This is a genomic window from Streptomyces sp. NPDC006872 (genome assembly GCF_040635845.1).
Taxonomy (GTDB): Bacteria; Actinomycetota; Actinomycetes; order Streptomycetales; family Streptomycetaceae; genus Streptomyces.
Genome location: NZ_JBEYIL010000016.1, coordinates 248,964 through 269,771, shown reverse-complemented (window position 1 = coordinate 269,771; position 20,808 = coordinate 248,964). Strand labels below are relative to the sequence as shown.

Genomic DNA, 20,808 nt, shown 5'->3' with positions numbered 1-20,808 from the left:
GTCGCTGTCTCTCGACTCTGTCGACACTATAGGCAATAGATATGGGTTGGCGGCCTGGATATTTACTTTCTGTCGACACATGGCTAAAACTGTCGACAGTCTCGCCCCACCGACCCGAGGGAGATCCCCGTGACCCAAGACGTGCCCGACAAGCGGCTCGGCCGACTGGCGGGCCGCATCGCCGTCATCGGCGGCGCCGGAAGCGTCGGCCCCGGCTGGGGCAACGGCCGCGCCACCGCCGTCGTCTTCGCCCGGGAGGGCGCCACCGTGTTCCTGGCCGACCGGGACGAAGCGGCCCTCGAGGTCACCGCGCGCCAGATCCGCGACGAGGGCGGCAGCGCGCACACGGCGGTGCTGGACGTCACCGAACCCACCGCCGTACGGGACTACTTCGCCGAGTGCGAGGGGCTCGCGGGACGCGTCGACATCCTTGTCAACAACGTCGGCGGCTCCCGGCCGGGGGGTGCGGTGGACCTCAGTCTGGAGGACTGGGAGAGCCAGCTGCGCACCAACCTCACCAGCGCCTTCGTGGCCTGCAAGCACATCGTCCCGATCATGCGGCGGGCCGGCGGGGGCGCCATCGTGAACACCGCCTCGGCATCCGGGCTGCGCTGGACCGGCGCCGCCCAGGTGGGCTACGCGGCGGCCAAGGCCGCGGTCATCCAGCTGTCCCGGGTCACCGCCGTCGAGTACGCGCCGGACGGCATCCGGGTCAACACCGTCGTCCCGGGGCAGTTGCACACGCCGATGGTCGAGGCCCGGCTCGCCGGTCAGCGTGCGGACGGCGACGTGGCGAAGCTGCTGGCCCAGCGGCAGGCCCGGATCCCGCTCGGCTTCATGGGCGACGGTCGCGACACGGCGTACGCCGCGCTCTTCCTCGCCTCCGAGGAGGCCCGCTTCGTCACCGGCACGGAGATCGTCGTCGACGGTGGAATGACGGCCCGCTGTGACTGAACCGGCCCTCCAGGGAGCACAGTCGGCGGTCTCGCCCGGCTGCCCGCCCCCGCACCCCGCCCCCCGCACCCCGTCCCTGGTGCTCCCGCCGGACAGCTGCGACGCCCACTGTCACATCCTCGGCCCGGCCGACGTCTTCCCCTACGCCCCGGACCGCACGTTCACGCCCGTGGACGCTCCCAAGAAGCAAGTCCACGCGCTGCACGCCCACTTGGGGATCACCCGTGCGGTGATCGTGCAGTCGTCCTGCCACGGCCACGACCACTCCGTCCTGCTGGACGCCCTGCGATCCGGCGACGGCCGACTGCGCGGAGTCGCCCTGATCGGCGAGACCACCACCCGGGCCGAGGTCGAGGAACTGCACCGGGCCGGGGTGCGGGCCTTCCGGCTCAACTTCCTTCCCCATCTGCGCACTCCGCCCAGCCGCGCCGAGATCGACTCCGTCCTCGAACTCGTCGACGGACTCGGCTGGGCGGTCCAACTCCATGTCCGGGGCGAGGAGATCGCCGTCCTGGAAGCGCTGGTGCGCGCCCTGCCCGGCAGAACCGTCATCGACCACATCGGACGGGTCGACCTCGCCGCGGGGCGCGACGACCCCGCCCTGCGCAGCCTGCGCGCGCTGCTCGACGGCGGGGAGGTGTGGGTGAAGCTCAGCGGCGTCGACCGGATCTCCCGGCAGGGCCCGCCCTACGCCGACGCGGTCGCGCTGGCCGCCTCCCTGGTGGAGTACGCCCCGGAGCGCGTCGTCTGGGGGACGGACTATCCGCACGTCAACATCGCCTCGGACGCCCCCGACGACGGCCTGCTCGTGGACCTCGTCGAGAGCATCGCACCCGACCCCGCACACCTCCATCGGCTGATGGTGGACAACCCCGCCGAGCTCTACGACTTCCCGTCAACTGCCCTTCGGCGCACTAGTGTCGGCAGTAGTGACAGGAAATGACAGGTAATTCACTGTCAGATCCCTTGAAGGGGAAAAGTGTCGACAGTAGGGTCCCGACTCGAACCCCGCGTGAGGAGAACGGCATGGTTCGGCTGTCCCGGCACAATGTCTTACGGCGCGGCGACGAGCGGTACGAGCGCGCTCGTCTCGACGCCGTCTGGAACGAGCGTAAGCCCGACCGGTATCCGGACGTCATCGTGCTCGCCGACAGCGAGCAGGACGTGGTGGCCGCCGTACGGCTCGCCCGCCGCGAGGGCCTGGCCATCGGCATCCGCTCCGGCGGTCACAGCTGGGTGGGCAACGGAGTGCGGGACGGCGGCATGCTGCTCGACCTCTCGCGACTGCAGGACGTCCGGGTCGATCCCCTGACGGGGACGGCCGCCGTACAGCCCGCGGCCAAGGGCCCGGCCCTGCTCGATCAACTGGCTCCACACGGTCTGTTCTTCCCCACCGGACACGCGCCCACCGTCGGCATCGGAGGTTTCATCCTGGGCGGCGGCTACGGCTGGAACTCCCGCCGGCTCGGCCCGGCCTGTCTGAGCATCCAGGCGATCGACGTCGTCCTCGCCGACGGCACCCTGGTGCACGCCACCGACGAGACGCACCCCGACCTGATGTGGGCGGCCCGCGGCAGCGGCCCCGGCTTCTTCGGCGTCGTCACCCGCTTCCACCTGGCCCTGCACAATCTGCCGCGCCGCATCCTGCGGACCGTGCACACCTATCCGCTCGACCTGCGCGACGAGGTGCTGGCCTGGTCGCACGCCACCCTCGAACGGCTCTCGCCGACCGTCGAGTTCTCGGCGAAGATCGGCTTCGCCCCGGGGCTCGACCGGCAGACGGTCTCCGTCACCGCCACCGCCTTCTGCGAGACGGACGAGAACCCTCTCGCCCTCCTGGAGGAGGCGCCCTTCCGTGAGCGGGCGATCCGGTGGACGGTCGCCCAGGAGACCACCATGGCCGAGCTGTACGACTACGCCGACCGCATGACCCCGCCCGGCATGCGCTGGGCGCTCGACGGGATCTGGACCGACGAGCCGGTCGAGAAGCTCCTCGACGCCGCCCGGCCGCTGTTCGACTCCGTCCCGGACACCACCAGCCATGTGCTGTGGATGCTGTGGAGCGGCCACCCGCAGCGCGCCGACGCCTGCTGGTCCAGCCAGGGCAAGGTCTACCTCTCGCCCAACGCGGGCTGGACCGACCCCGCCGAGGACCTCGCCCACGAACGCTGGGCCCACGGACACCTCGCCGACCTCCAACACCTGTCGACGGGGCTGCAGTTCTCCGACAACAACCTCGCCGACCGCTTCGACCACGGACTCAGCCCGGCCAACTCCGCACGTCTGGAGGAGATCCGGGCCGCATACGACCCCGACGGCGTCTTCCGCACCTATATGACGCCACGGGAATCCACGACCGCCTACGCCGCCGCGGGACGCGCGCGGACCCACTGAAGGAGAGCCGTTCCATGGAAACCTCGAGAAGCCCGCGGCGTCGTGGCCTCGTCGTCCTGTCCGTCCTCGCACTCACCGGATCCCTCACCCTCACCGCCTGCGGCGGGGACTCCACCACCGCCGCCTCGGCCGACGGCAAGGCCGAGATCACCGTCCTGCGCTCCAACGGCGCGATCTTCGAACCCCTCTACATAGCCGAGCAGCAGGGCTACTTCGAGGACGCGGGCCTCGACGTCACCATCAAGGCCGGCGCCCAGGACACCTCGCAGAACGCGCCGTCCGTCCTCAACGGCGAGGCGCAGTTCGCGATGACGGACAGCTCCGGCTTCCTCAAGGGCGCGGCCCAGGACATGCCCATCCGGATCGTGACGGGCCTGCAGTCGGCGACCACCAAGACCGACCCCACCGACGGACTGCTGGTCAAGGAGGACAGCGCGATCGAGTCCTTCGCCGATCTGGAGGGCAAGACCGTCGGCATCTCCGCGCTCGGCGGCACCATCCAGTTCATCTGCGAGTACCTGGTGCAGAAGGCCGGCGGCGACCCGAGCAAGGTCAAGTTCGTGGCCCTGCCCACGACTTCGCTCACCGACGCCGCCACCTCCGGCAAGACCGACGCGATCTTCTCCTTCGGCCCCTTCTACTTCGCCGGTCTCGACAGCGGACTGCGCTCCATCGGCAACGGCATGAACGACGTGCCCGGCATGGTGCAGGGCCTGCTGTTCTCCAGCGAGAAGTACCTGTCGTCCAACGGCGACACCGCGAAGAAGTTCATCGACGCGGTCGCCAAGGCCATCACCTACGCCAACGCGAACCCCGCGGCCGTGAAGGCGATCGACAAGAAGTACACCCAGGTGCCCGCCGCCTTCATCGACGCGCACGACACCAACCACTACGACAAGAACCTCGACACCACCGTCATGCGCACGGTCATCACCAAGATGCACGAGTTCGATCTGCTCGACAACGAGCCCAAGGACAAGGCCCTCTACTGGGACCAGGCCCCGACCTCGGCCGGGGAGTAACGATGGCCAAGGTCCGACTGCTCCAACTCGGCGCACTGGCCGCCGTGTTGGCGCTGTGGGCGCTGATCGCCGCGGTGGGCGTGGTCAGTTCGACCGCGCTCCCGGGGCCGGCGCCCGTGGCCGCCGCACTCGGCGACCTCCTCGGCAGCGGCGACTTCTGGCAGGCCGTCGGGGAGACGCTGCGCGGCGCGGTCACCGGGCTGGCCGTGGCGATCGCCGTGGGCGTCCCGCTCGGGCTGGTCACCGGGGTGTACCAGGCGGCCGAGGAGTCGTCCCGGCTGCTCATGGAGATCCTGCGCTCGTTCCCGGTGATCGCCCTGCTGCCGGTGTTCCTGCTGGTCCTCGGCTCCACCCCCGGGATGAAGGCGACCGTCGTCTTCCTCGCCTGCGTCTTCCCGGTCCTGCTCCAGGCCCAGTACGGCGCCCGCAGCGTGACCCCGGCGATCCACGAGACGGTGCACGGCTACCGCATCCCGCGCCTGCTGCGCTTCCGCCGGGTGATCCTGCCCGGCGCGGTGCCCTCGATCATGACCGGACTGCGGCTGGCGGCGACCACCTCCGTCCTGGTCGCCATCGGCGTCGAAGTGCTCACCACGCTCCCCGGCATCGGCCACATGATCATGGAGTCGCAGCAGGGCGGTGCCTCGGCACGGGCGTACGCCTACATCCTCGTCGCCGGCTGCATCGGCTACTCGATCACCGTGCTGGCCCAGTTCGCCGAACACCGGCTGCTGCGCTGGCGACCGCCCACCCACCAGGGAGGCGAGTAGCCGCCATGCCGTCGAAGACCCCGCCGCACATTCCGTCGAGGCTGCCGTGGAAGCCGATCCTGCGCCAACTCTGGCTGCCCGCCCTGGTGTTCGCCGTCCTGCTCGTCGCGACGGCGGGCAGCACCAGCTTCTACTTCCCGCCGCTCACCGAGGTCCTCACCACCCTGTGGGACGAACTGCTGCACGGCTCTCTCGTCGAGGACCTGCTGTTCAGCCTGCGCAACATCCTGCTCGGACTGGCCCTCGCCACCGTCGTGGGAGCCGGCGCCGGACTCGTCATCGGGGAGATCCGCACCCTGCGACTGGCCACCGGCCCGCTCCTCGACTTCGCCCGCGCGACCCCCACGGTCGGGTTCGTGCCCGTCATCATCCTCACCCTGGGCATCGGCTCCGGACCCAAGATCTTCCTGATCTTCCTGGGCTCGGTGTGGCCGATCCTGCTCAACACCATCAGCGGCGTACAGGCCATCGGCCCGGCCGTGCACGAGACCGCCCGCGGCTACCGCATCCCCTGGCCGCTGCGCCTGCGCCGGGTGATCCTGCCCGGGGCCCTGCCGCAGATCCTCGCCGGCATCCGGGTGGCGCTCTCCATCGCCGTCGTCCTCATGGTCGTCAGCGAGATCTACGGCTCGCCCATCGGCCTCGGCAACTTCATCCTGCAGAGCGGATCGAGCTTCCACGTCGCCGAGACCTGGGCCGGCACCATCCTGATCGGCGTCCTCGGATACGGCCTGAGCGTGCTGCTCCTGCTCGTCGAGCACCGCGTCCTGGGCTGGTACCACCAGCGCGCACCCCGGACGCGCTCCCCGCGGCCGGTCCCCGCCGAGACCACCGACAACACCGACAGCACCGAGAGCATCAAGAGCAACGGAGTCGTCGTATGACACGCGGTTCGAGCCTGTACGTCGAGGACCTCTGCATGAGCTTCGGGCAGGGCCCGCAGGAGCACCGGGTGCTCGACGGCCTCACCCTGCGCGTGGAGCCCGGCGAGTCGGTGTGCATCGTCGGCCCGTCCGGTGCGGGCAAGACGACGCTCCTGCGCTGTCTCGCCGGGCTGTCCCGGCCGACCGGGGGCCGGGTGCGCTACGGCGACCAGGCGCTCACCGAGCCGCACGCGGACATCGCCGTCGTCTCCCAGGACTACCGCGGCTCCCTGCTGCCGTGGCTGCGCGTGTGGGACAACGTCGCCTTCCCGCTCCAGGGCCGGGGCGTCAGGAAGGCCGTGCGCAAGGCGCGGGCGCTGGAGTGCCTGGAGGCGGTCGGCCTCCCGGACGTCGGCGACAAGTACCCCTGGCAGCTCTCCGGAGGCATGCAGCAGCGCGTGGCCATCGCGCGCGGCCTCGCCTACGACGCCCCGGTCCTGCTGATGGACGAGCCGTTCGGGTCGGTCGACGCCCAGTCCCGGTTCGACCTGGAGGACCTGACCCTGCAACTGCGCCGGCAGCTCGGCATCACCGTGGTCGTGGTCACGCACGACATCGACGAGGCCGTCTACCTGGGGGACCGCGTCGTCGTCCTCGGCGGGAAGCCGACGGCCGTCCTGGACAACCTCACCATCCCGCTCGGCCCCGACCGCGACCAGCTGACGACCCGGGCCGATCCGCGGTTCGCCGAGCTGCGCACCCGGGTGCTGGCCCTCATCCGCGGAGAGAAGGTGCCGACCCGACCGACTCGACCGTCCCGACCGACCCGACCCGAAGCGGCGCATCAGTGACCGCCAGGCTCGACCACGTCGGCATCTGCGTACCCGACCTCCGGGCCGCCGTCGCCTGGTACTGCGAGGCGCTGCACCTCACCGAGGAGCACGCGTTCACCGTGCCCGGCACCGACCTGCAGGGTGTGATGCTCCGCCATGTCGGCGGCCACCGCATCGAGTTGCTCCACCGCCCGGACGCCGTACCGGGCCTGGTCGCCGACGGCCCGGTGGAGGCGGCGGGCACGCTCGGCTACGGCCACCTCTGCCTTGCCGTCGACACCGCCGACGAGGTCGACACCGAGTTCGCCCGGCTTGTCGCCGCGGGCGCGGGCGTGCGGATGAGCCCGCGCCCGGCGCCCAGACCGGACGCCCGGATGGCCTTCGTGGCCGACCCGTACGGGAACCTCATCGAGCTGATCGACCGGGCCGGCTGACCGCCTGCCTGTCTGACCGACGGCCCGCCTCCCCCACCGCTTCCCCTCTCCTCCTTCCCTCTCGCTGACCGGCGTCCGTCGGTCAGCCATGCCCGAAAACCCACTGAGAACACTGAGAACAAGGGAGTTCACCGTGACTCGCACCAGCAGGCCCGGACCCGACGTCACCTACCGGGCCCGCCCCCGTGCCCTGCTCGTGGCGGTGGCCGCCGCCATGGCCCCGACGCTCATCGCCCCCGCGAGCGCGCACGCCGCGTCCACGAAGGCCGCGAGGAGGGCCGCCGCGTGCATCGAGGTCGCCGCCGGGGAGACCCTGGAGCTGACCGCGACGACCACCGCGAGCTGCCTCACCATCGAAGAGGGCGGCGTCATCACCGTCCCCGACGGCTACCGCCTGAGCCTCACCGTCAACGGCGTCGAGACCGGCTCCCGGCTCGCCGCACTCACCGACGGCTACGGCGGCGCGGCCACCGCGATCGCCGCCGGCAGCTACACCGGCACGATCGTCCTGACGGTCGCCGAGGCCACCGACCTCGCCTACGACGACCTCACCTTCCCCTTCCGGCAGGCGATCTACGTCGACGCCGACGGGGTCGACGAGGCCAAGTCGGTCCCCTCCGACGTGCGCGGCGGCACCGTCACCGACACCGCCGCCTCGGACATCACGCTCCTGTCCAACGGCGAGGCGTTCAACGGCGTCTACGTGACCGGCGGCGGCAGCTACACCCTCACCGACCCGAAGATCGCCTTCGACGGCAACGGCCGCTGCGACTTCATCGGCTACGGAGCCTCGGTCGTGGGCACCGGCGCGGGCACCAGGCTCGTCCTCGACGGAGCCACCATCAGCAATGTCGGCGTGGTCCGCACCGCGGTCATCGCCGACGCGAGCGCCAACGTGATCGTCAAGAACTCCACCCTGCACTGTGCCGACGGAGTCGTCCCCGACGAGTACCCCACGGCGGGCACCGGCGACACCCGCTACATGATCACCGTGCCGTGGATGCTGGGCCTGTCCGGCAACGTCCGCACCACCAACCTGCTCGGCGCGAGCACGAAGGCGTCGTTCATCAACTCCTCGATCTCCTCGGAGAAATGGGGCGCGCTCTCCGTCGACGGCGGCAGCTACTGCACCCTCACGGCCATCAACAGCACCATCGCCAACACCGGCGGCCAGGGCTACGGCTCCTACGCCATCGGCAACGTGACCGAGCACTTCCTCGGCTGCACCTTCGACGTCGGCGACTACGCCCTCATCCACTGGGGAGCGTCGGCGCACTACGGCAACAGCACGGCAGCGGCCGTCGCCGCCCTGAACACGTCGCTCGAACTCGGCCTCACCAGCGCCGAGTTGAGCGCGCTGACGGAGAAGCCGACCGTCGTGAACGCCGGTCGCTTCATGGTGCTGTGGTACGCGGCCGGCTCCGTCGCCATCGACGGCGGAACCGAGGTCAACACGGGCGAGACCACGTTCATGTGCAAGGCGGTCGCCGGCTCGGTCACCGTGAACGGCTCCCAGGGCGCCACGATCAACCCCGGCAACGGGGTCGTCTTCCAGCTCATGGACACCGACCGGCCGAGCAGTGTCTCGGTGTCGGGCAAGGCCTGGAAGACGGAGACGACCGGCACGTACACCGAGCCGACCGGGTCCCCGACCAAGTCGTCGAGCTGGGTCACCACCAGCGGCCAGTCCACCGACGCGAAGGGCTCCTTCACGGACATCGAGCTGACGGGGGACTTCTACAACTCCGTGTGGGGCGGCGGCAACGCGAGCCTCCAGGGCCAGAACCTGAACCTCACGTTCACCCGCTCGACCGTCGAGGGCGTCATCTCGGCGAGCACGGCCAAGCACAGCGTGTCCACGATCACCTCGGCCCAGTACCGGCAGATCAGCGAGGTCACCAACACCCCGAGCGCGGTCGTCAACAACGGCGTCCTCGTGACGCTGGGCGCCGGCTCCACCTGGACGGTCACCGCGACGTCCTACCTGAGCGCCCTCACCCTGGCGTCGACCGCCGCGGTGACCGCCCCCTCCGGCAAGACCGTGACCCTGACGGTCAACGGCACGACCACAGCGATCCAGGCGGGTACCACCTACACCGGAGCCCTCACCCTGACCGTCGCGTAGCCGAAGCAGCCACAGAAAGAACCGGCCCCCGGGATGCGAACCATCTCCCCGGGGGCCGGCGTTCGTGGTGAGCGCTACGCGCCCAGCATGTTGTAGCCGCCGTCCGCCACGAGGAACCCGCCCGTGATGTGGTTCGCGTCCTCCGTGGCCAGGAACAGGGCCGCTCCCGCGAGCTCCTCCGGTCCCGGGATGCGTCCCATGGGCGTCGCCGCCCGCAGTGCGTCCCCGCGCCCGCCCTGCCAGTCCGCACGGCCCAGCGTGGCCTCGGTCTCGATGAACCCCGGCGCGAACACGTTCACCCGCACCGTCGGCGCGAAAGCGTGCGCGTACGACTTGGTCAGGCCGATGATGCCGTACTTGGCGGCCGCGTACTGCGGCGCGCGCGCACTGCCCCGTACGACGACGGTGGAGCCGATGTTGACGATGGAGCCCCCGCCGTCCTGCTCCAGCATCCGCGCCCCGAACTCGTGCGTGCACAGCAGGGTGCCCTTGATGTCGACGGCGAGGACGTGGTCGACGGAACTCTCGGTGAGGTCCCGCCACGACATCTGCTCGCGGGCCACGTCGCCGACGTTGTTCACCGCCACGTCGAGTCGGCCGAAGTGCGCCCACACCTCGTCGGCGAGACGCTTGATCTGGTCGTGCTCGGCGATGTCGGCCTGGACGACGAAGGCCTTGCGGCCGAGCGCCGTCACCCGTTCCGCCGTCGCCTGCGCGCCCGCGTGCGAGCTTCGGTAGTGGACGGCGACATCGGCGCCCTCCTGCGCGGCGCGTACGGCGATCTCGGCGCCGAATCCGGTGCCCGCGCCGGTGACGAGGACGGTCCTGCCGGCGAATCGCTCGGGGACGGGTTTCATACGTTCTCCGTTCATGAAGTCTCGTGACGTGCAAGGGCGTTCATACGAGGGTCCGCCCGCCGTCCGCGTACAGCACCTGGCCGGTGACGAACGCGGACTCGGCGGACGCGAGGAACAGGACAGGCCCCGTCAGGTCCTCGGGCCGGCCGAGGCGTCCGGCGGGCACCAGCGACTCCAGGGACGCGCGCATACCGGGCTTGGCCAGGTAGCCGCGGGTGAGGTCGGTCTCGGTGTAGCCGGGGGCGACCGCGTTGACGGTGACCCCGGAAGCCGCCCACTCGCGTGCCATCACCCGCATCAGCTGGTTCACGCCGCCCTTGGTCGCCGCGTACGGCGCGTGCTCCGCGTGGGCGAGCAGCCCGGAGACGGAGGACAGGTACACGACGCGCCCGTAGCCGTTCGGCACCAGTACGGCCCCCGCGGCCCGGCCCAGCCAGAACGCGCTGGAGAGGTTGACCGCGACCAGCCGTTCCCACACCTCGTCCGGCGTCTCCAGCACGGGTCTGCGGTCGTTGACGCCGACCGCGTGCACGAACACGTCCAGCCCGCCGAGGAGTTCGACCGCCTCGCCGACCGCGGTCCGGCAGGCCTCGGCCGAGGTGAGGTCGGCGGCGATGCCGTGCGCGCCGTCCTGGGCGATGTCGTCGAGCCGGTCCTTGTCCACGTCGAGCGCGACGACCGCCGCGCCCGCCCCGGCGAGTGCCCGGGTCACCGCTCTACCGATCCCGCCGGCTCCGGCGACGAGGGCACGGGTACCGGCGAAGTCCCATGTTGTCCGCATGCCCGGACCGTAAGCCACTCCTGTGTTTTGTGTCCACACTTGGCGCACCTCTTGACGGTCGATAGGGCGATTGGCAGGGTGAGTGTCGACAGTTAGGGAGGTTCTGATGAAACTGGTGACGTTCGACGCGGGTCCGGAGACCGGACTGGTGGGGAGGCTCGACGGCGACACCGTCGTGGGGCTGGACGTGCCCTCCACCCGCGTGTTCTTCGAACGCGAGGGCCAGGTCGGCGAGACGGGACAGACGTTCGCGTCGGCCGACGTCCGGCTGCGGGCGCCGATCACGCCCAAGAAGTTCTTCCACACGGCCGGCAACTTCCGCGAACACCACGAGGATCTGGTGCGCGTGGACTGGTCCCACCCGGTGAACAAAGGCATCGTGTTCTTCCAGAACGTCGACGCGATCATCGGCCCCGACGAGCCGATCGTGTACCCGGCGAACCTCACCCGGGAACTCGACTACGAGCTCGAACTCGCCGTCGTCATAGGCAAGCCGGGCCGCTTCTTCTCCGCCGAGCAGGCCGCCGAGCACATCGCCGGCTATCTGGTCTTCAACGACATCACCGCCCGCGACATCCAGCGCAAGGAGATGGAGTCCGGGGTCTTCTCCTTCTCCAAGGCCATCGAGACCTTCTGCCCGATCGGCCCGTACATCGTCACCGCCGACGAGATCGACGACCCGCACGACCTCGACATGGAGCTACGGGTCAACGGCGACGTCCGCCAGAAGTCCAACACCGCCCGGATGTCGGTGTCCATCCCGCAACTGGTCGCCTACCACTCGCCGCAGGTCTACAGCGCCGGCGACCTCATCACCACGGGCACCGTCGCCGGAGTCGCCGCGAGCACCGAGGACCCCTTCGCCAACTACCTCAAGCCCGGCGACGTCGTCGAGGCCGAGATCGAGGGCCTGGGCGTCCTGCGCAACCGGGTCGTCTCCTGGGCCGACGCGTACGGCGGCGAAGAGCCGCCCGCCGGGCTCTGGGTGTGAGTCGATGAGGATCGCACAACTGGCCGGAAGGCCCGTCCTATTGACCGAGGACGGCGCCCTCGACCTCCCCGCCGAGTACGCCGGGGACCTCTTCCTCCACTGGGACGACCTGCTCGACTGGTCCAGGGGCGCCACAGGGGGGCGTCCCTACGACGAGGCCGAGCTGGAAGCGCCCGTCCCCGCCCCACGCCAGATCTTCGCCGTCGCCCTCAACTACCGCCCCCACACCGCCGAGGCGGGGTACCAGGAGCCCGAGGCGCCCCTGGTGTTCACCAAGTTCCCGACCTGTCTCACCGGCCCGCACACGACCGTGGAGCTGCCGGACGGCCATGTCGACTGGGAACTCGAACTGGTCGCCGTCATCGGCCGCGAGGCCCGCCGGGTGCCGGTGGAGAAGGGCTGGGAGCCGGTCGTGGCGCTCACCGTCGGCCAGGACCTGTCCGAGCGGATCGCCCAACTCGCCGGCCGCCCGGCCCAGTTCTCCCTCGCCAAGTCGCACCCCGGGTTCGGTCCGGTGGGACCCGCGCTGGTGAGCCTCGACGAGATCGACGCGACCGGCGACCGCGACGACCTGGAACTGACCTGTGAACTCAACGGCGAGCGGGTCCAGCACGACCGCACGGCCGGCATGATCTTCCCGATTCCCGAACTGATCGCGCATCTCAGCGAGTTCTGCACCCTGCTGCCCGGCGACCTCGTCTTCACCGGGACCCCGGCGGGCGTCGGCAACCGCCGGTCGCCACAGCGCTTCCTCACCCCCGACGACGAACTCGTCAGCCGTATCGGGGGCGTCGGCGAGATGCGGCACCGCTTCCGGAGGGCGACGCCATGACCCGCACGCTCTTCACCGACGTCCAGGTCTTCGACGGCACCGGGAAAGACCCCTTCCCGGCCGATGTGCTCGTCGAGGGAAACCGCATCACGGCGGTGGCCGACCGCATCCCGCGCGACCTGCGGACCGAGGCCCGGGTGATCGACGGAGGCGGCGGCACCCTGCTCCCCGGACTCGTCGACGCCCACGCCCACCTCGGCTTCGGCTCCACCGTCGAGCACCGCTCGGCGCGCCGCGACGAGCCCGAGGAGGAGAAGGCGCTGCTCGTGGCGCACGCCGGACGCGTACTGCTCGACCACGGCATCACCAGCGCCTACTCCGGCGGCAACCGGCTCCCGCGCACGGAGATCGCCGCCCGCAAGGCCTTCGCCGAGGGCTGGATGCCCGGACCGCGGCTGAAGGCCGCGTCCTGGGAGGGCAGCGCGGGCATGGTCGAACCCGGCGTCTACGACTTCCCGGGCATCGACGGGCGCGCCTCCGACCCGTACTCGGTGGCCCGGTTCGTCACCGACATGGCCCAAGTCGGCGTCGACATCGTGAAGTTGTCGCTGTCCGGGGAGAGCGCGGTCGTACAGGGGACGTCCCGGATCGTGCAGTTCACCGCGGAGGAGGTCGCCGCCGCGGCCAAGGCGGCGGAGCAGCACGGCGTCTGGCTCACCGCGCACGCACACGCGGCCGAGTCGATCAAGATGGCCGTGCGGTACGGCATCCGCGCCGTCTACCACTGCACCTTCGCCGACGAGGAGGCACTCGACCTCCTCGAAGCGGCCCGCGACCGCGTCTTCGTCGCCCCGACCCCGGGCATCATCCACGCCAACCTGCACGAGGCCGGCAGCGAACCCGAGCCGGGGATGGAGGTCGAGGCCACCGCCGAGGCCGTGCGCGCGGTCGTGCCCGAACTGGTCCGGCGCGGAATACGGGTCGTCCCGGGCGGCGACTACGGCTTCGCGTGGAACCCGGTCGGCCGCAACCTCCGCGACCTCGAACTGTTCGTCGACTGGTTCGGCTTCACCCCCGCCGAGGCGCTGCGCGCGGCGACCCGCCACGGCGGGCAGATCATGGGCATGGAGCACGAACTCGGGCTGATCCGCCCGGGGTTCCTCGCCGACCTGGTCCTCGTCGACGGCGACCCGCTGGAGGAGATCGGCATCCTCCAGGACCGCGACCGGCTGGCGGCGATCATGAAGGACGGCAAGCTGCACAAAGCCCGCGAGCTGCACAAGATCCGCGAGCCGCACAAGGCCCGCGGATGATCCGGGTCCGTACGCCCGCCGGGCGGCTCCTGGGGGAGTGGGACCGGGGCGTGGCGGTGTTCCGGGGCATCCCGTTCGCCGAGCCCCCCGTCGGCCCGCTGCGCTGGCGACCGCCCCGGCCCGCCGCCCGCTGGGCCGGCGAGCGGCGGGCGTACGACTTCGGGCCCGCTCCGCTCCAGCCGCAGCCGCCCCGCGACTCGATCATGTTCCACACCAACTTCGCCGACCGCCGCGCGCTGGTGACGAGCGAGGACTGCCTCTACCTCAACGTGTGGACACCCGACCCCGCACCCGCCGCCGCCCTGCCGGTCATGGTCTGGATCCACGGCGGCGGCAACCGCTACGGTCACGGCGGCCAGGAGATCCACGACGGGCGTGCGACGGCCCGTCGGGGGCTCGTCGTCGTGACCCTGAACCACCGGCTGGGAGCGCTCGGCTTCCTCGCCCACCCCGAACTGGCCGCCGAGGACGACCTCGGCGCGTCCGGGAACTACGGGCTGCTGGACATCGTCGCCGCCCTGGCCTGGGTGCGGGAGAGCATCGCGGCCTTCGGCGGCGACCCCGACCGGGTGACCCTCGCCGGCAACTCCGCCGGAGCCGCCCACATCTGCCACCTCATGGCCGCACGGGCCGCCCGGCCCCTCTTCCGGGCGGCCCTCGGGCAGAGCGCCTCCGGCATCGGACGCGCCGAGGGGCCGCTCGCCGACCAGCTCGCCGCCCAGAAGCAGGGGCTGCGCTGGGCGGCCGGCCTCGGCGACCCGGACGTCGACGCACTGCGGCGGTTCGACGGCACGGAACTCGTGCTCCGCGGCCACTTCGGGCCCGTCGTGGACGGACGGATCCTGACCGAGCCGAGCGACGACGTCTTCGCCGCCGGCCGTCAGCACGCCGTACCGCTGCTGGTCGGCGCCAACGTCGACGAGGGCTCGGTCTACGCGACCCCGGACGTCCTGCGCAGCCTCCCGGTGGAACCCGGCGCCGACGCGCTGTATCCCGTAGGGGACCTGGCGGAAGCCCGGCGCACGGCACGGCTGTTCACCGGCGAGAGCCGATTCGGCTACCCGGTGTGGCGTTGGGCCGTCGCCCACGCGCAGCAGGCGCCGACCCGGATGTACCGCTTCGCCCGGACGCCCCCGCTGCCGGACGGCCTGGACCTGGCGGCGCCGCGCGACGGACTGCCGGGATACGGCGTCCACCACACCGCCGAACTCCCCTACGTCCTCGACAACCTGGACTGCCGACCCTGGCCCTGGACCGAGTCCGACCGCGAGCTGGCCCGCACCATGGCGGACGCCTGGGCCCGCTTCGTGGAGACGGGCGACCCGAACGGCGGCGCGCTGCCGGTGTGGTCGGCGTTCACCGGCACCGAGACGATGGAGTTCGGGAACCCCGAGTTCGGCGACTCCGCACGGGCGGCCACCGTCGAACGCCTCGACGCCATGCGGCTGTTGGCCCGCTGTCCCCGCCCCCTCTGACTCCCCACGAGAGGACCCTGAGAGTGGCAAGACTCCCCGAGACCGAAGGCGCCGGCGAGATCGCCCACCGCGTCCGCGAACGCCGAGGCGGCGCACTGCGCCCGCTCGACCGCATGCTGCTGCACAGCCCACAGCTCGCCGACGGCTGGAACACCCTGCTCGGCGCCATCCGGGGGCGGCTGGAACTCCCGGCGGACATACGCGAGTTGGTGATCCTGCGGATCGCCGTGCTCAACCGTGCCCCGTACGAGTGGACGGCGCACGAGCCCGAGGCGCGCAGGGCAGGGCTCGACGACTCCGACCTGACCGAACTGCGCTGTGAGAAACCGGAGTTCGACGAGCGCCGACAGCGGGTCATCGCCTACACCGACGCGATGACCCGCGACGTTCACGTCCCCGACGAGGTGTTCGACGCCCTCCGCGCCCACTTCACCGACGCGGAACTCGTCGAACTGACGGCGACCGTGGCCGCGTACAACATGGTGTCCCGCTTCCTGGTCGCACTCGACGTCTAGGAACGGCTGCTAGGAACGGCTGCCGCGCTGTCGCCTGACGAAGCCGACGAGCAGCCGGTTCCACGCGGCCGGCTGTTCCCAGTGCGGGTTGTGACCCGCCTCGCGGACGACATGCGTCTCCACGTCCCGCAGGTGCCCGGCGTTGAGGCGCATGACGGACGGCGGACTGTAGAGGTCGGCGTCGCCGGTGATGAGCTGGACGGGCAGGGTGAGGGTCTCCAGGGCCGCCCAGGTGATCGTGTGCGCGAGGGACTGCGGGAAGGCGTCGGCGGTCCTGGCCCGGTCGTGGATCTCCAGCCAGGCCGCCACCCCGTCCCGGTCGCCGCCCCGGTACGACGGGCCGAGCTCCTTGAAGTCGACGGGCAGGTCGCCGAACGGGTCGGGCTGGAGCGCCGCGGTCAGCTCCGCGTACTCCGCGTCCTGGACGCCCATGATGCTGCCCGACACGGTGAGACTGCGCAGCCGGTCCCCGTACGAGAGGGCGTAGTCGATCGCCACGGGTCCGCCCGCCGCCGAACCGCAGAGGTGGAAGGTCTCCAGGCCCAACCGGTCGGCCAGCGTGTCGAGGTCGCCGGAGGCGGTGTCGGCCTCCGCCCTGACGCCCGCCACCGAGTTGTACGCGCCCCGCCGTGAGTAGCCCACGACTCGGAGCCCCGCCGCGGCCAGCACCGGCTGCTGGTACGGCCAGCTCTCGCCGCTCCCCGAGCCGGGATGCAGCAGGACCACGGCCTCCCCGGCGCCGCCGGTGTCCCAGCACCACAGGCTGCCGCCCCCGGACACCGGCACCTGATACTCGGTCACCGGAGCCTGCTCGGGCACCGGCACCGGCTCCCACGGCTGCGAAGGCTGCCCGGCGGACGTGTCCCCGGCCTCGGCCGTACCCTGGGCGACACCGGTCGCCGCGATCGCGGCCAGCGCGCCCCCCACCACGGAGCGTCTGGTGAGCGCGGACGGGGCGGACGGGGTGGACCGGGCGGCCGGGTCGGACGGGTTCGTGCGGACTCGCTTCATGATTCCTCGTTTCCTCGGTGAGATTCCGGTGAGATTCGGCGGGTTCCCCGGCGGGTCTCTCCGGTGACTGATGCTCTCTGTCGACAGGACGCAGGAGATCGCGGGGGATCCCCGCCGTGACCCGTCCTGGGGTGAGATAGTGTCGACACCGTTGTATTGGCTGTGAGCTCGGACAGGCAGGGAGAAGTGCCGCATGACCGATCAGGACACGCATCTCGTGCTGGAGCGCCTCCTGCGGCTGCGGGACCGGCGTGAGCCGCTGGTCGCGCAGATCGCCGAGTGGGTCGGCGCGGGCATCATCGAGGGCCGGCTGGAACCGGGTCAGGACCTCAACAGCGTCGATCTGTCACGCCGGTTCGACACCAGCCGTACGCCCGTCCGCGAGGCGCTGATGCTCCTCGAACAGGAGGGGCTGGTCGAGATGAAGGCGCGCCGCCGGCCCCGGGTGGCCGCGCCGTCCCCGCAGGACATCCGGGACATCTACCAGGTGCGCAAGCGCCTGCTGTCGATGCTCGCGGCCCTGCTGGTGGAGCGGGCCGACGACGAGGAGCTCGCCGAGCTGCGCACCCGCGTCGAGCGGATGCGGGAGCTGGCCGACGCCGGTGACGTGGACGCGTACTTCTGGAACCACGTACTGCTCCAGGAGCGGATGACCGAGATCGTCGGCAACGCCACCCTGAAGCAGATCCTGGACTCGCTGGCCCTGCGCACGCTGATGCTGCGACACCTGAGCCTGACCCGGGCCGGGCGCCTCGCCCACAGCATCGACGATCAGGAACGGCTGCTGCAGGCCTGCGAGGAGCGGGACGAGGAACTGGCCTCGGCGCTGATCGCGGGAGCGACGGTGCGCGCGCAGCGAGCCGTGGAGGAGCAGTTGGAACAGGACGACGCGGCACGCGGCCGCAAGCCCGTCCGCAGGCACCGAGCGGCTTCGTAGCGCCCTGCGGGCAGCCCTCCCACGCCCCCTGGGGGCGGCTCACTTGGCCAGCACTCCGCCGTCGACGGGGAAGTTGCCGCCCGTCACCCACGCCGACTCCTCCGACGCCAGATACACCGCGCACCAGGCGATGTCCTCCGGCGTCCCGACCCGGCCCAGCGGGATCCGGGCCAGCAGCGCCTCGCGTGCGGCGCCGTCGTGGGCGCCGGCGGACTCGGTCGCGGGCGTGCGCACCATGCCGGGCGAGATCGTGTTGGCGCGGATGCCCGACGGGCCTCCCTCGACGGCCAGTTGACGGGTCAGCCCGAGAACGGCCGCCTTGCCCGCGCAGTGTGCGACCATCCCGAAGTTCCCGCTGCCCCGGAAGGCGTTCACCGAGGCGAAGTTGACGATCGAACCGCCCCCGGAGGCCTCCATGTGCGGCCACACGGCCTGTACGGGCAGGAAGACCACGTCCACCTCGCCGCGCAGGGTCGGCGACCACTGCGCGGCGAAGTCCATCTCGGCGGCCGTGGCCATGTGCGGGGCGATGGCCCCCGCCGTCACCAGGACGTCGATGCGGCCGTGCCGCGCCACCGCCTCGTCCGCGAAGCGACGGGCGTCGGCGGGGACGGTCATGTCGAGCGGCGCGAGCACCTCGACGGCCAGCCCCCGGTCGGCGACCGCCTTGCGGGTGCGTTCGGCGGCGGCGGTGTCGAGATCGCAGCCGATGACGGTCGCGCCCTGCTCGGCGAAGAGCAGCGCACAGCCCTGGCCGATCCCGGCGCCCGCACCGGTGACGAGAGCGACTTTCCCAGAGAGCCTGCCGGTCACGTGGACCCCCTTCAGAAGGAGTTCATGGCGGTCGTACGAGACCGCGGCACGGCTCGCCCCTCCTTCCTAGTGTCGACACTATGGGCTAGTCAAGGGGTGTGATGCTCTGGATGGCCATTTCTGTCGACAGTTGTGGGCGGGTTCTCCTGCCAGGGCAGCAACGGATCCTCGACGAGACCGGCCGCCAGCCACTGCTCCACGGCCGCGATGTGCACCGTCGCGGTCGACACCGCCAACTGGGCGTCGCGCGCCCGCAGCGCGCGGAGGATCTCGTCGTGCTCCCGGTGCGCGTGCTCCACGGCCCGCTCGGTCCGGGTGCCCCGGACGATACGGACCCGCTGGGTACGCGTGGACAGCACCCGCAGCAGCATCGACAGCACCGGATTGCCGACGGCCTCGACGATCCGCAGATGGAACGCGATGTCGTGCCCCACGAACTCCTCGACCGTCGCCGCGGACCGGGACCGCCGCAGCACCGCGCCCAGCTCGTCGAGGTCGTCCGGACCGAGCAGCGCGGCGGCCAGACCGGTCGCCTGCGGTTCGAGCAGCCGGCGGACCTCCAGCAGTTGCAGCGCCGTCTGCCCCTGGGAGACGTCCGAGGCGAAGGAGAGCGCCTCGAAGAGGAGATGGGGCTCCAGACTCGACACATACGTGCCGTCCCCCTGCCGGGCGACCAGGATCCGCATCGCGGTCAGTGCCCGCACCGCCTCGCGCAGCGAACTGCGGGACAGGCCCAACTGTCCGGCGAGGAGCTCCTCCTTGGGCAGCCGGGAACCCGGCGCGAGGTCGCCCGCCACGATCATCGCCTTGATCTTGTCCATCGCCTCGTCGGTCACTGCCACGAGCACGCCTCCCTGTGCGGCTACTCCTGGTGCGGCTACACCTGGCTCGGCTACTCCTCGCGCGACTACTCCTGCTTCTCGCCGGAGGCGAAGCGGGAGATGATCAGCGCGACGATGATGATCGCGCCGTTGAGGAACTGGTTCCACAGCGGCGGCACACCCGCCAGCGTCATCACGTTGACGACCAGCTGGAGCGTCAGCACACCGGTCAGCGCACCGAACACGGACCCCTTGCCGCCGTTGAGGCTGACCCCGCCGATGACCGTCGCGGCGAAGACCTGGAAGATCCAGCCGCTGCCCTGGGTCGCGGAGATGGAACCGTAGTGACCGCTGTAGAGGATGCCGGCGAATGCGGCCAGCACGCTCCCCAGGATCAGCACCGCCCACACGATCCGGTCGACCCGGATGCCCGCGGTCCGCGCCGCCTCCGCGTTGCCGCCGATCGCGTACAGCGCCCGCCCGTGCCGCAGCCAGGCCAGAGCGGCGCTGCCGAGGGCGAAGAGCACGACACAGATCCAGATCGCCGCGGGCGCGCCCCACCAGGACGCCTTGCCCAAGTAGGTGAAGGATGAGGGCAGTTCGACGATGGACTGGCCCTCGGAGAGGGCGACCTGGAGACCCCGCAGCATGGTGAGCATGCCGAGGGTGACGATGAACCCGTTGAGCCGCAGCTTCAGGATCAGGAACCCGTTGACGGCCCCGATCACCGCGCCCACCAGCAGACAGAGCGGAATCGCCGTCCACTCGGGAAGGAGCCCGAGCCCGGTGAACCGGGCGCCGCTGGTGGGCAGGACGAGCCAGACGGCGATGACCGGAGCCACCCCGATGGTGGACTCCAGGGACAGGTCCATCCGCCCGCAGATCAGGATCAGCGCGGTGGCGAGCACCAGCAGGCTCAGCTCCGTCGACTGCTGCGCCACACCGATGAGGTTGTCGGAGGTCAGGAAGGCCGGGGAGACGATGAACCCGATCACCCCGAGGACCAGGATGGCCGGGATCAGGGACAGTTCACGGAACCGGCCGAGGTCGAGCCCGCGACGGGCGTCCCCGGCGGTCTTCTGCGCCACGCTCGCTGCGGAGTCGGTGACATCAGTGGTGGCGGACAT

General features: G+C 71.0%; 21 protein-coding genes. 15 read left to right on the top strand and 6 right to left on the bottom strand.

Annotation, left to right across the window (positions count from 1 at the left end; all coding sequences use genetic code 11):
- Positions 1–129: 129 nt before the first annotated feature.
- From ABZ725_RS38395 to ABZ725_RS38355, 9 genes are all read left to right on the top strand, one after another.
- A complete protein-coding gene (locus ABZ725_RS38395) occupies positions 130–954 on the top strand; it encodes an SDR family NAD(P)-dependent oxidoreductase (RefSeq protein ID WP_358807031.1) in 825 nt (274 codons plus the stop codon).
- Positions 947–1,897 (top strand): amidohydrolase family protein, encoded by a 951-nt coding sequence (locus ABZ725_RS38390; protein WP_358807030.1) that lies wholly within the window; start codon positions 947–949, stop codon positions 1,895–1,897. The genes ABZ725_RS38395 and ABZ725_RS38390 overlap by 8 nt, the downstream gene beginning before the upstream one ends.
- 83 nt (positions 1,898–1,980) lie before the next feature.
- Positions 1,981–3,348: an FAD-binding oxidoreductase gene (locus tag ABZ725_RS38385; RefSeq protein WP_358807029.1), complete on the top strand. Its 1,368-nt coding sequence runs from the start codon at positions 1,981–1,983 to the stop codon at positions 3,346–3,348.
- A 14-nt stretch (positions 3,349–3,362) separates the two neighbouring features.
- On the top strand, positions 3,363–4,370 hold the full coding sequence (locus tag ABZ725_RS38380; RefSeq protein WP_358807028.1) for an ABC transporter substrate-binding protein: 1,008 nt from the start codon (positions 3,363–3,365) through the stop codon (positions 4,368–4,370).
- A gap of 2 nt (positions 4,371–4,372) precedes the next feature.
- Positions 4,373–5,140 carry an ABC transporter permease gene (locus ABZ725_RS38375; RefSeq protein WP_351911853.1) on the top strand — a complete coding sequence of 256 codons (768 nt, stop codon included), beginning with the start codon at positions 4,373–4,375 and terminating at the stop codon, positions 5,138–5,140.
- A gap of 5 nt (positions 5,141–5,145) precedes the next feature.
- Positions 5,146–6,024: an ABC transporter permease gene (locus ABZ725_RS38370; RefSeq protein WP_358807027.1), complete on the top strand. Its 879-nt coding sequence runs from the start codon at positions 5,146–5,148 to the stop codon at positions 6,022–6,024.
- Positions 6,021–6,854 carry an ABC transporter ATP-binding protein gene (locus tag ABZ725_RS38365; RefSeq protein WP_358807026.1) on the top strand — a complete coding sequence of 278 codons (834 nt, stop codon included), beginning with the start codon at positions 6,021–6,023 and terminating at the stop codon, positions 6,852–6,854. The genes ABZ725_RS38370 and ABZ725_RS38365 overlap by 4 nt, the downstream gene beginning before the upstream one ends.
- Complete coding sequence (locus tag ABZ725_RS38360) at positions 6,851–7,270, top strand: VOC family protein (protein ID WP_358807025.1); 420 nt, start codon at positions 6,851–6,853, stop codon at positions 7,268–7,270. Before ABZ725_RS38365 ends, ABZ725_RS38360 begins: the two co-directional genes overlap by 4 nt.
- Before the next feature lie 133 nt (positions 7,271–7,403).
- Positions 7,404–9,395: a hypothetical protein gene (locus ABZ725_RS38355; protein ID WP_358807024.1), complete on the top strand. Its 1,992-nt coding sequence runs from the start codon at positions 7,404–7,406 to the stop codon at positions 9,393–9,395.
- A 74-nt stretch (positions 9,396–9,469) separates the two neighbouring features.
- Here ABZ725_RS38355 and ABZ725_RS38350 read toward each other — a convergent pair whose 3' ends face one another.
- Positions 9,470–10,252: an SDR family oxidoreductase gene (locus ABZ725_RS38350; protein WP_358807023.1), complete on the bottom strand. Its 783-nt coding sequence runs from the start codon at positions 10,250–10,252 to the stop codon at positions 9,470–9,472.
- A 40-nt stretch (positions 10,253–10,292) separates the two neighbouring features.
- Positions 10,293–11,033 (bottom strand): SDR family NAD(P)-dependent oxidoreductase, encoded by a 741-nt coding sequence (locus ABZ725_RS38345; protein WP_358807022.1) that lies wholly within the window; start codon positions 11,031–11,033, stop codon positions 10,293–10,295.
- Between the two features lie 106 nt (positions 11,034–11,139).
- Here ABZ725_RS38345 and ABZ725_RS38340 point away from each other — a divergent pair, with 106 nt between their 5' ends.
- The 5 genes from ABZ725_RS38340 to ABZ725_RS38320 are packed head-to-tail and all read left to right on the top strand — an operon-like array spanning position 11,140 to position 16,099.
- Positions 11,140–12,024 (top strand): fumarylacetoacetate hydrolase family protein, encoded by an 885-nt coding sequence (locus ABZ725_RS38340; RefSeq protein WP_358807021.1) that lies wholly within the window; start codon positions 11,140–11,142, stop codon positions 12,022–12,024.
- A gap of 4 nt (positions 12,025–12,028) precedes the next feature.
- Entirely contained in the window at positions 12,029–12,856 is an 828-nt protein-coding gene (locus ABZ725_RS38335) for a fumarylacetoacetate hydrolase family protein (RefSeq protein WP_358807020.1), read from the top strand.
- A complete protein-coding gene (locus ABZ725_RS38330) occupies positions 12,853–14,109 on the top strand; it encodes an amidohydrolase family protein (protein WP_358807019.1) in 1,257 nt (418 codons plus the stop codon). Before ABZ725_RS38335 ends, ABZ725_RS38330 begins: the two co-directional genes overlap by 4 nt.
- Positions 14,106–15,584 carry a carboxylesterase family protein gene (locus ABZ725_RS38325; RefSeq protein ID WP_358807018.1) on the top strand — a complete coding sequence of 493 codons (1,479 nt, stop codon included), beginning with the start codon at positions 14,106–14,108 and terminating at the stop codon, positions 15,582–15,584. The genes ABZ725_RS38330 and ABZ725_RS38325 overlap by 4 nt, the downstream gene beginning before the upstream one ends.
- A gap of 23 nt (positions 15,585–15,607) precedes the next feature.
- The gene (locus tag ABZ725_RS38320; protein ID WP_358807017.1) at positions 15,608–16,099 is read left to right on the top strand and encodes a carboxymuconolactone decarboxylase family protein; all 492 of its coding nucleotides are present in this window, start codon (positions 15,608–15,610) and stop codon (positions 16,097–16,099) included.
- A 9-nt stretch (positions 16,100–16,108) separates the two neighbouring features.
- On the opposite strand, the gene ABZ725_RS38315 is transcribed toward ABZ725_RS38320, so the two are convergent.
- The gene (locus ABZ725_RS38315) at positions 16,109–17,110 is read right to left on the bottom strand and encodes an alpha/beta hydrolase (RefSeq protein ID WP_358807016.1); all 1,002 of its coding nucleotides are present in this window, start codon (positions 17,108–17,110) and stop codon (positions 16,109–16,111) included.
- Positions 17,111–17,303: 193 nt separating this feature from the next.
- On the opposite strand from ABZ725_RS38315, the gene ABZ725_RS38310 reads away from it, so the two are divergent.
- On the top strand, positions 17,304–18,047 hold the full coding sequence (locus ABZ725_RS38310) for a GntR family transcriptional regulator (RefSeq protein WP_358807015.1): 744 nt from the start codon (positions 17,304–17,306) through the stop codon (positions 18,045–18,047).
- A 39-nt stretch (positions 18,048–18,086) separates the two neighbouring features.
- Here the strand turns inward: ABZ725_RS38310 and ABZ725_RS38305 are convergent, their stop codons facing one another.
- The 3 genes from ABZ725_RS38305 to ABZ725_RS38295 all read right to left on the bottom strand — a co-directional run bounded on the left by ABZ725_RS38305 (position 18,087) and on the right by ABZ725_RS38295 (position 20,808).
- The gene (locus ABZ725_RS38305; protein WP_358807014.1) at positions 18,087–18,860 is read right to left on the bottom strand and encodes an SDR family oxidoreductase; all 774 of its coding nucleotides are present in this window, start codon (positions 18,858–18,860) and stop codon (positions 18,087–18,089) included.
- 89 nt (positions 18,861–18,949) lie between these two features.
- On the bottom strand, positions 18,950–19,702 hold the full coding sequence (locus tag ABZ725_RS38300) for a FadR/GntR family transcriptional regulator (protein ID WP_358807013.1): 753 nt from the start codon (positions 19,700–19,702) through the stop codon (positions 18,950–18,952).
- 65 nt (positions 19,703–19,767) lie between these two features.
- Complete coding sequence (locus ABZ725_RS38295) at positions 19,768–20,808, bottom strand: ABC transporter permease (RefSeq protein ID WP_358807012.1); 1,041 nt, start codon at positions 20,806–20,808, stop codon at positions 19,768–19,770.

Bases quoted from the DNA above. Each gene is read 5' to 3' on its own strand.
- ABZ725_RS38385 (WP_358807029.1), top strand. From the start codon at position 1,981: ATGGTTCGGCTGTCCCGGCACAATGTCTTACGGCGCGGCGACGAGCGG.
- ABZ725_RS38380 (WP_358807028.1), top strand. From the start codon at position 3,363: ATGGAAACCTCGAGAAGCCCGCGGCGTCGTGGCCTCGTCGTCCTGTCC.
- ABZ725_RS38375 (WP_351911853.1), top strand. From the start codon at position 4,373: ATGGCCAAGGTCCGACTGCTCCAACTCGGCGCACTGGCCGCCGTGTTG.
- ABZ725_RS38370 (WP_358807027.1), top strand. From the start codon at position 5,146: ATGCCGTCGAAGACCCCGCCGCACATTCCGTCGAGGCTGCCGTGGAAG.
- ABZ725_RS38365 (WP_358807026.1), top strand. From the start codon at position 6,021: ATGACACGCGGTTCGAGCCTGTACGTCGAGGACCTCTGCATGAGCTTC.
- ABZ725_RS38350 (WP_358807023.1), bottom strand. From the start codon at position 10,252: ATGAAACCCGTCCCCGAGCGATTCGCCGGCAGGACCGTCCTCGTCACC.
- ABZ725_RS38345 (WP_358807022.1), bottom strand. From the start codon at position 11,033: ATGCGGACAACATGGGACTTCGCCGGTACCCGTGCCCTCGTCGCCGGA.
- ABZ725_RS38340 (WP_358807021.1), top strand. From the start codon at position 11,140: ATGAAACTGGTGACGTTCGACGCGGGTCCGGAGACCGGACTGGTGGGG.
- ABZ725_RS38335 (WP_358807020.1), top strand. From the start codon at position 12,029: ATGAGGATCGCACAACTGGCCGGAAGGCCCGTCCTATTGACCGAGGAC.
- ABZ725_RS38330 (WP_358807019.1), top strand. From the start codon at position 12,853: ATGACCCGCACGCTCTTCACCGACGTCCAGGTCTTCGACGGCACCGGG.
- ABZ725_RS38325 (WP_358807018.1), top strand. From the start codon at position 14,106: ATGATCCGGGTCCGTACGCCCGCCGGGCGGCTCCTGGGGGAGTGGGAC.
- ABZ725_RS38315 (WP_358807016.1), bottom strand. From the start codon at position 17,110: ATGAAGCGAGTCCGCACGAACCCGTCCGACCCGGCCGCCCGGTCCACC.
- ABZ725_RS38310 (WP_358807015.1), top strand. From the start codon at position 17,304: ATGACCGATCAGGACACGCATCTCGTGCTGGAGCGCCTCCTGCGGCTG.
- ABZ725_RS38295 (WP_358807012.1), bottom strand. From the start codon at position 20,808: ATGTCCGCCACCACTGATGTCACCGACTCCGCAGCGAGCGTGGCGCAG.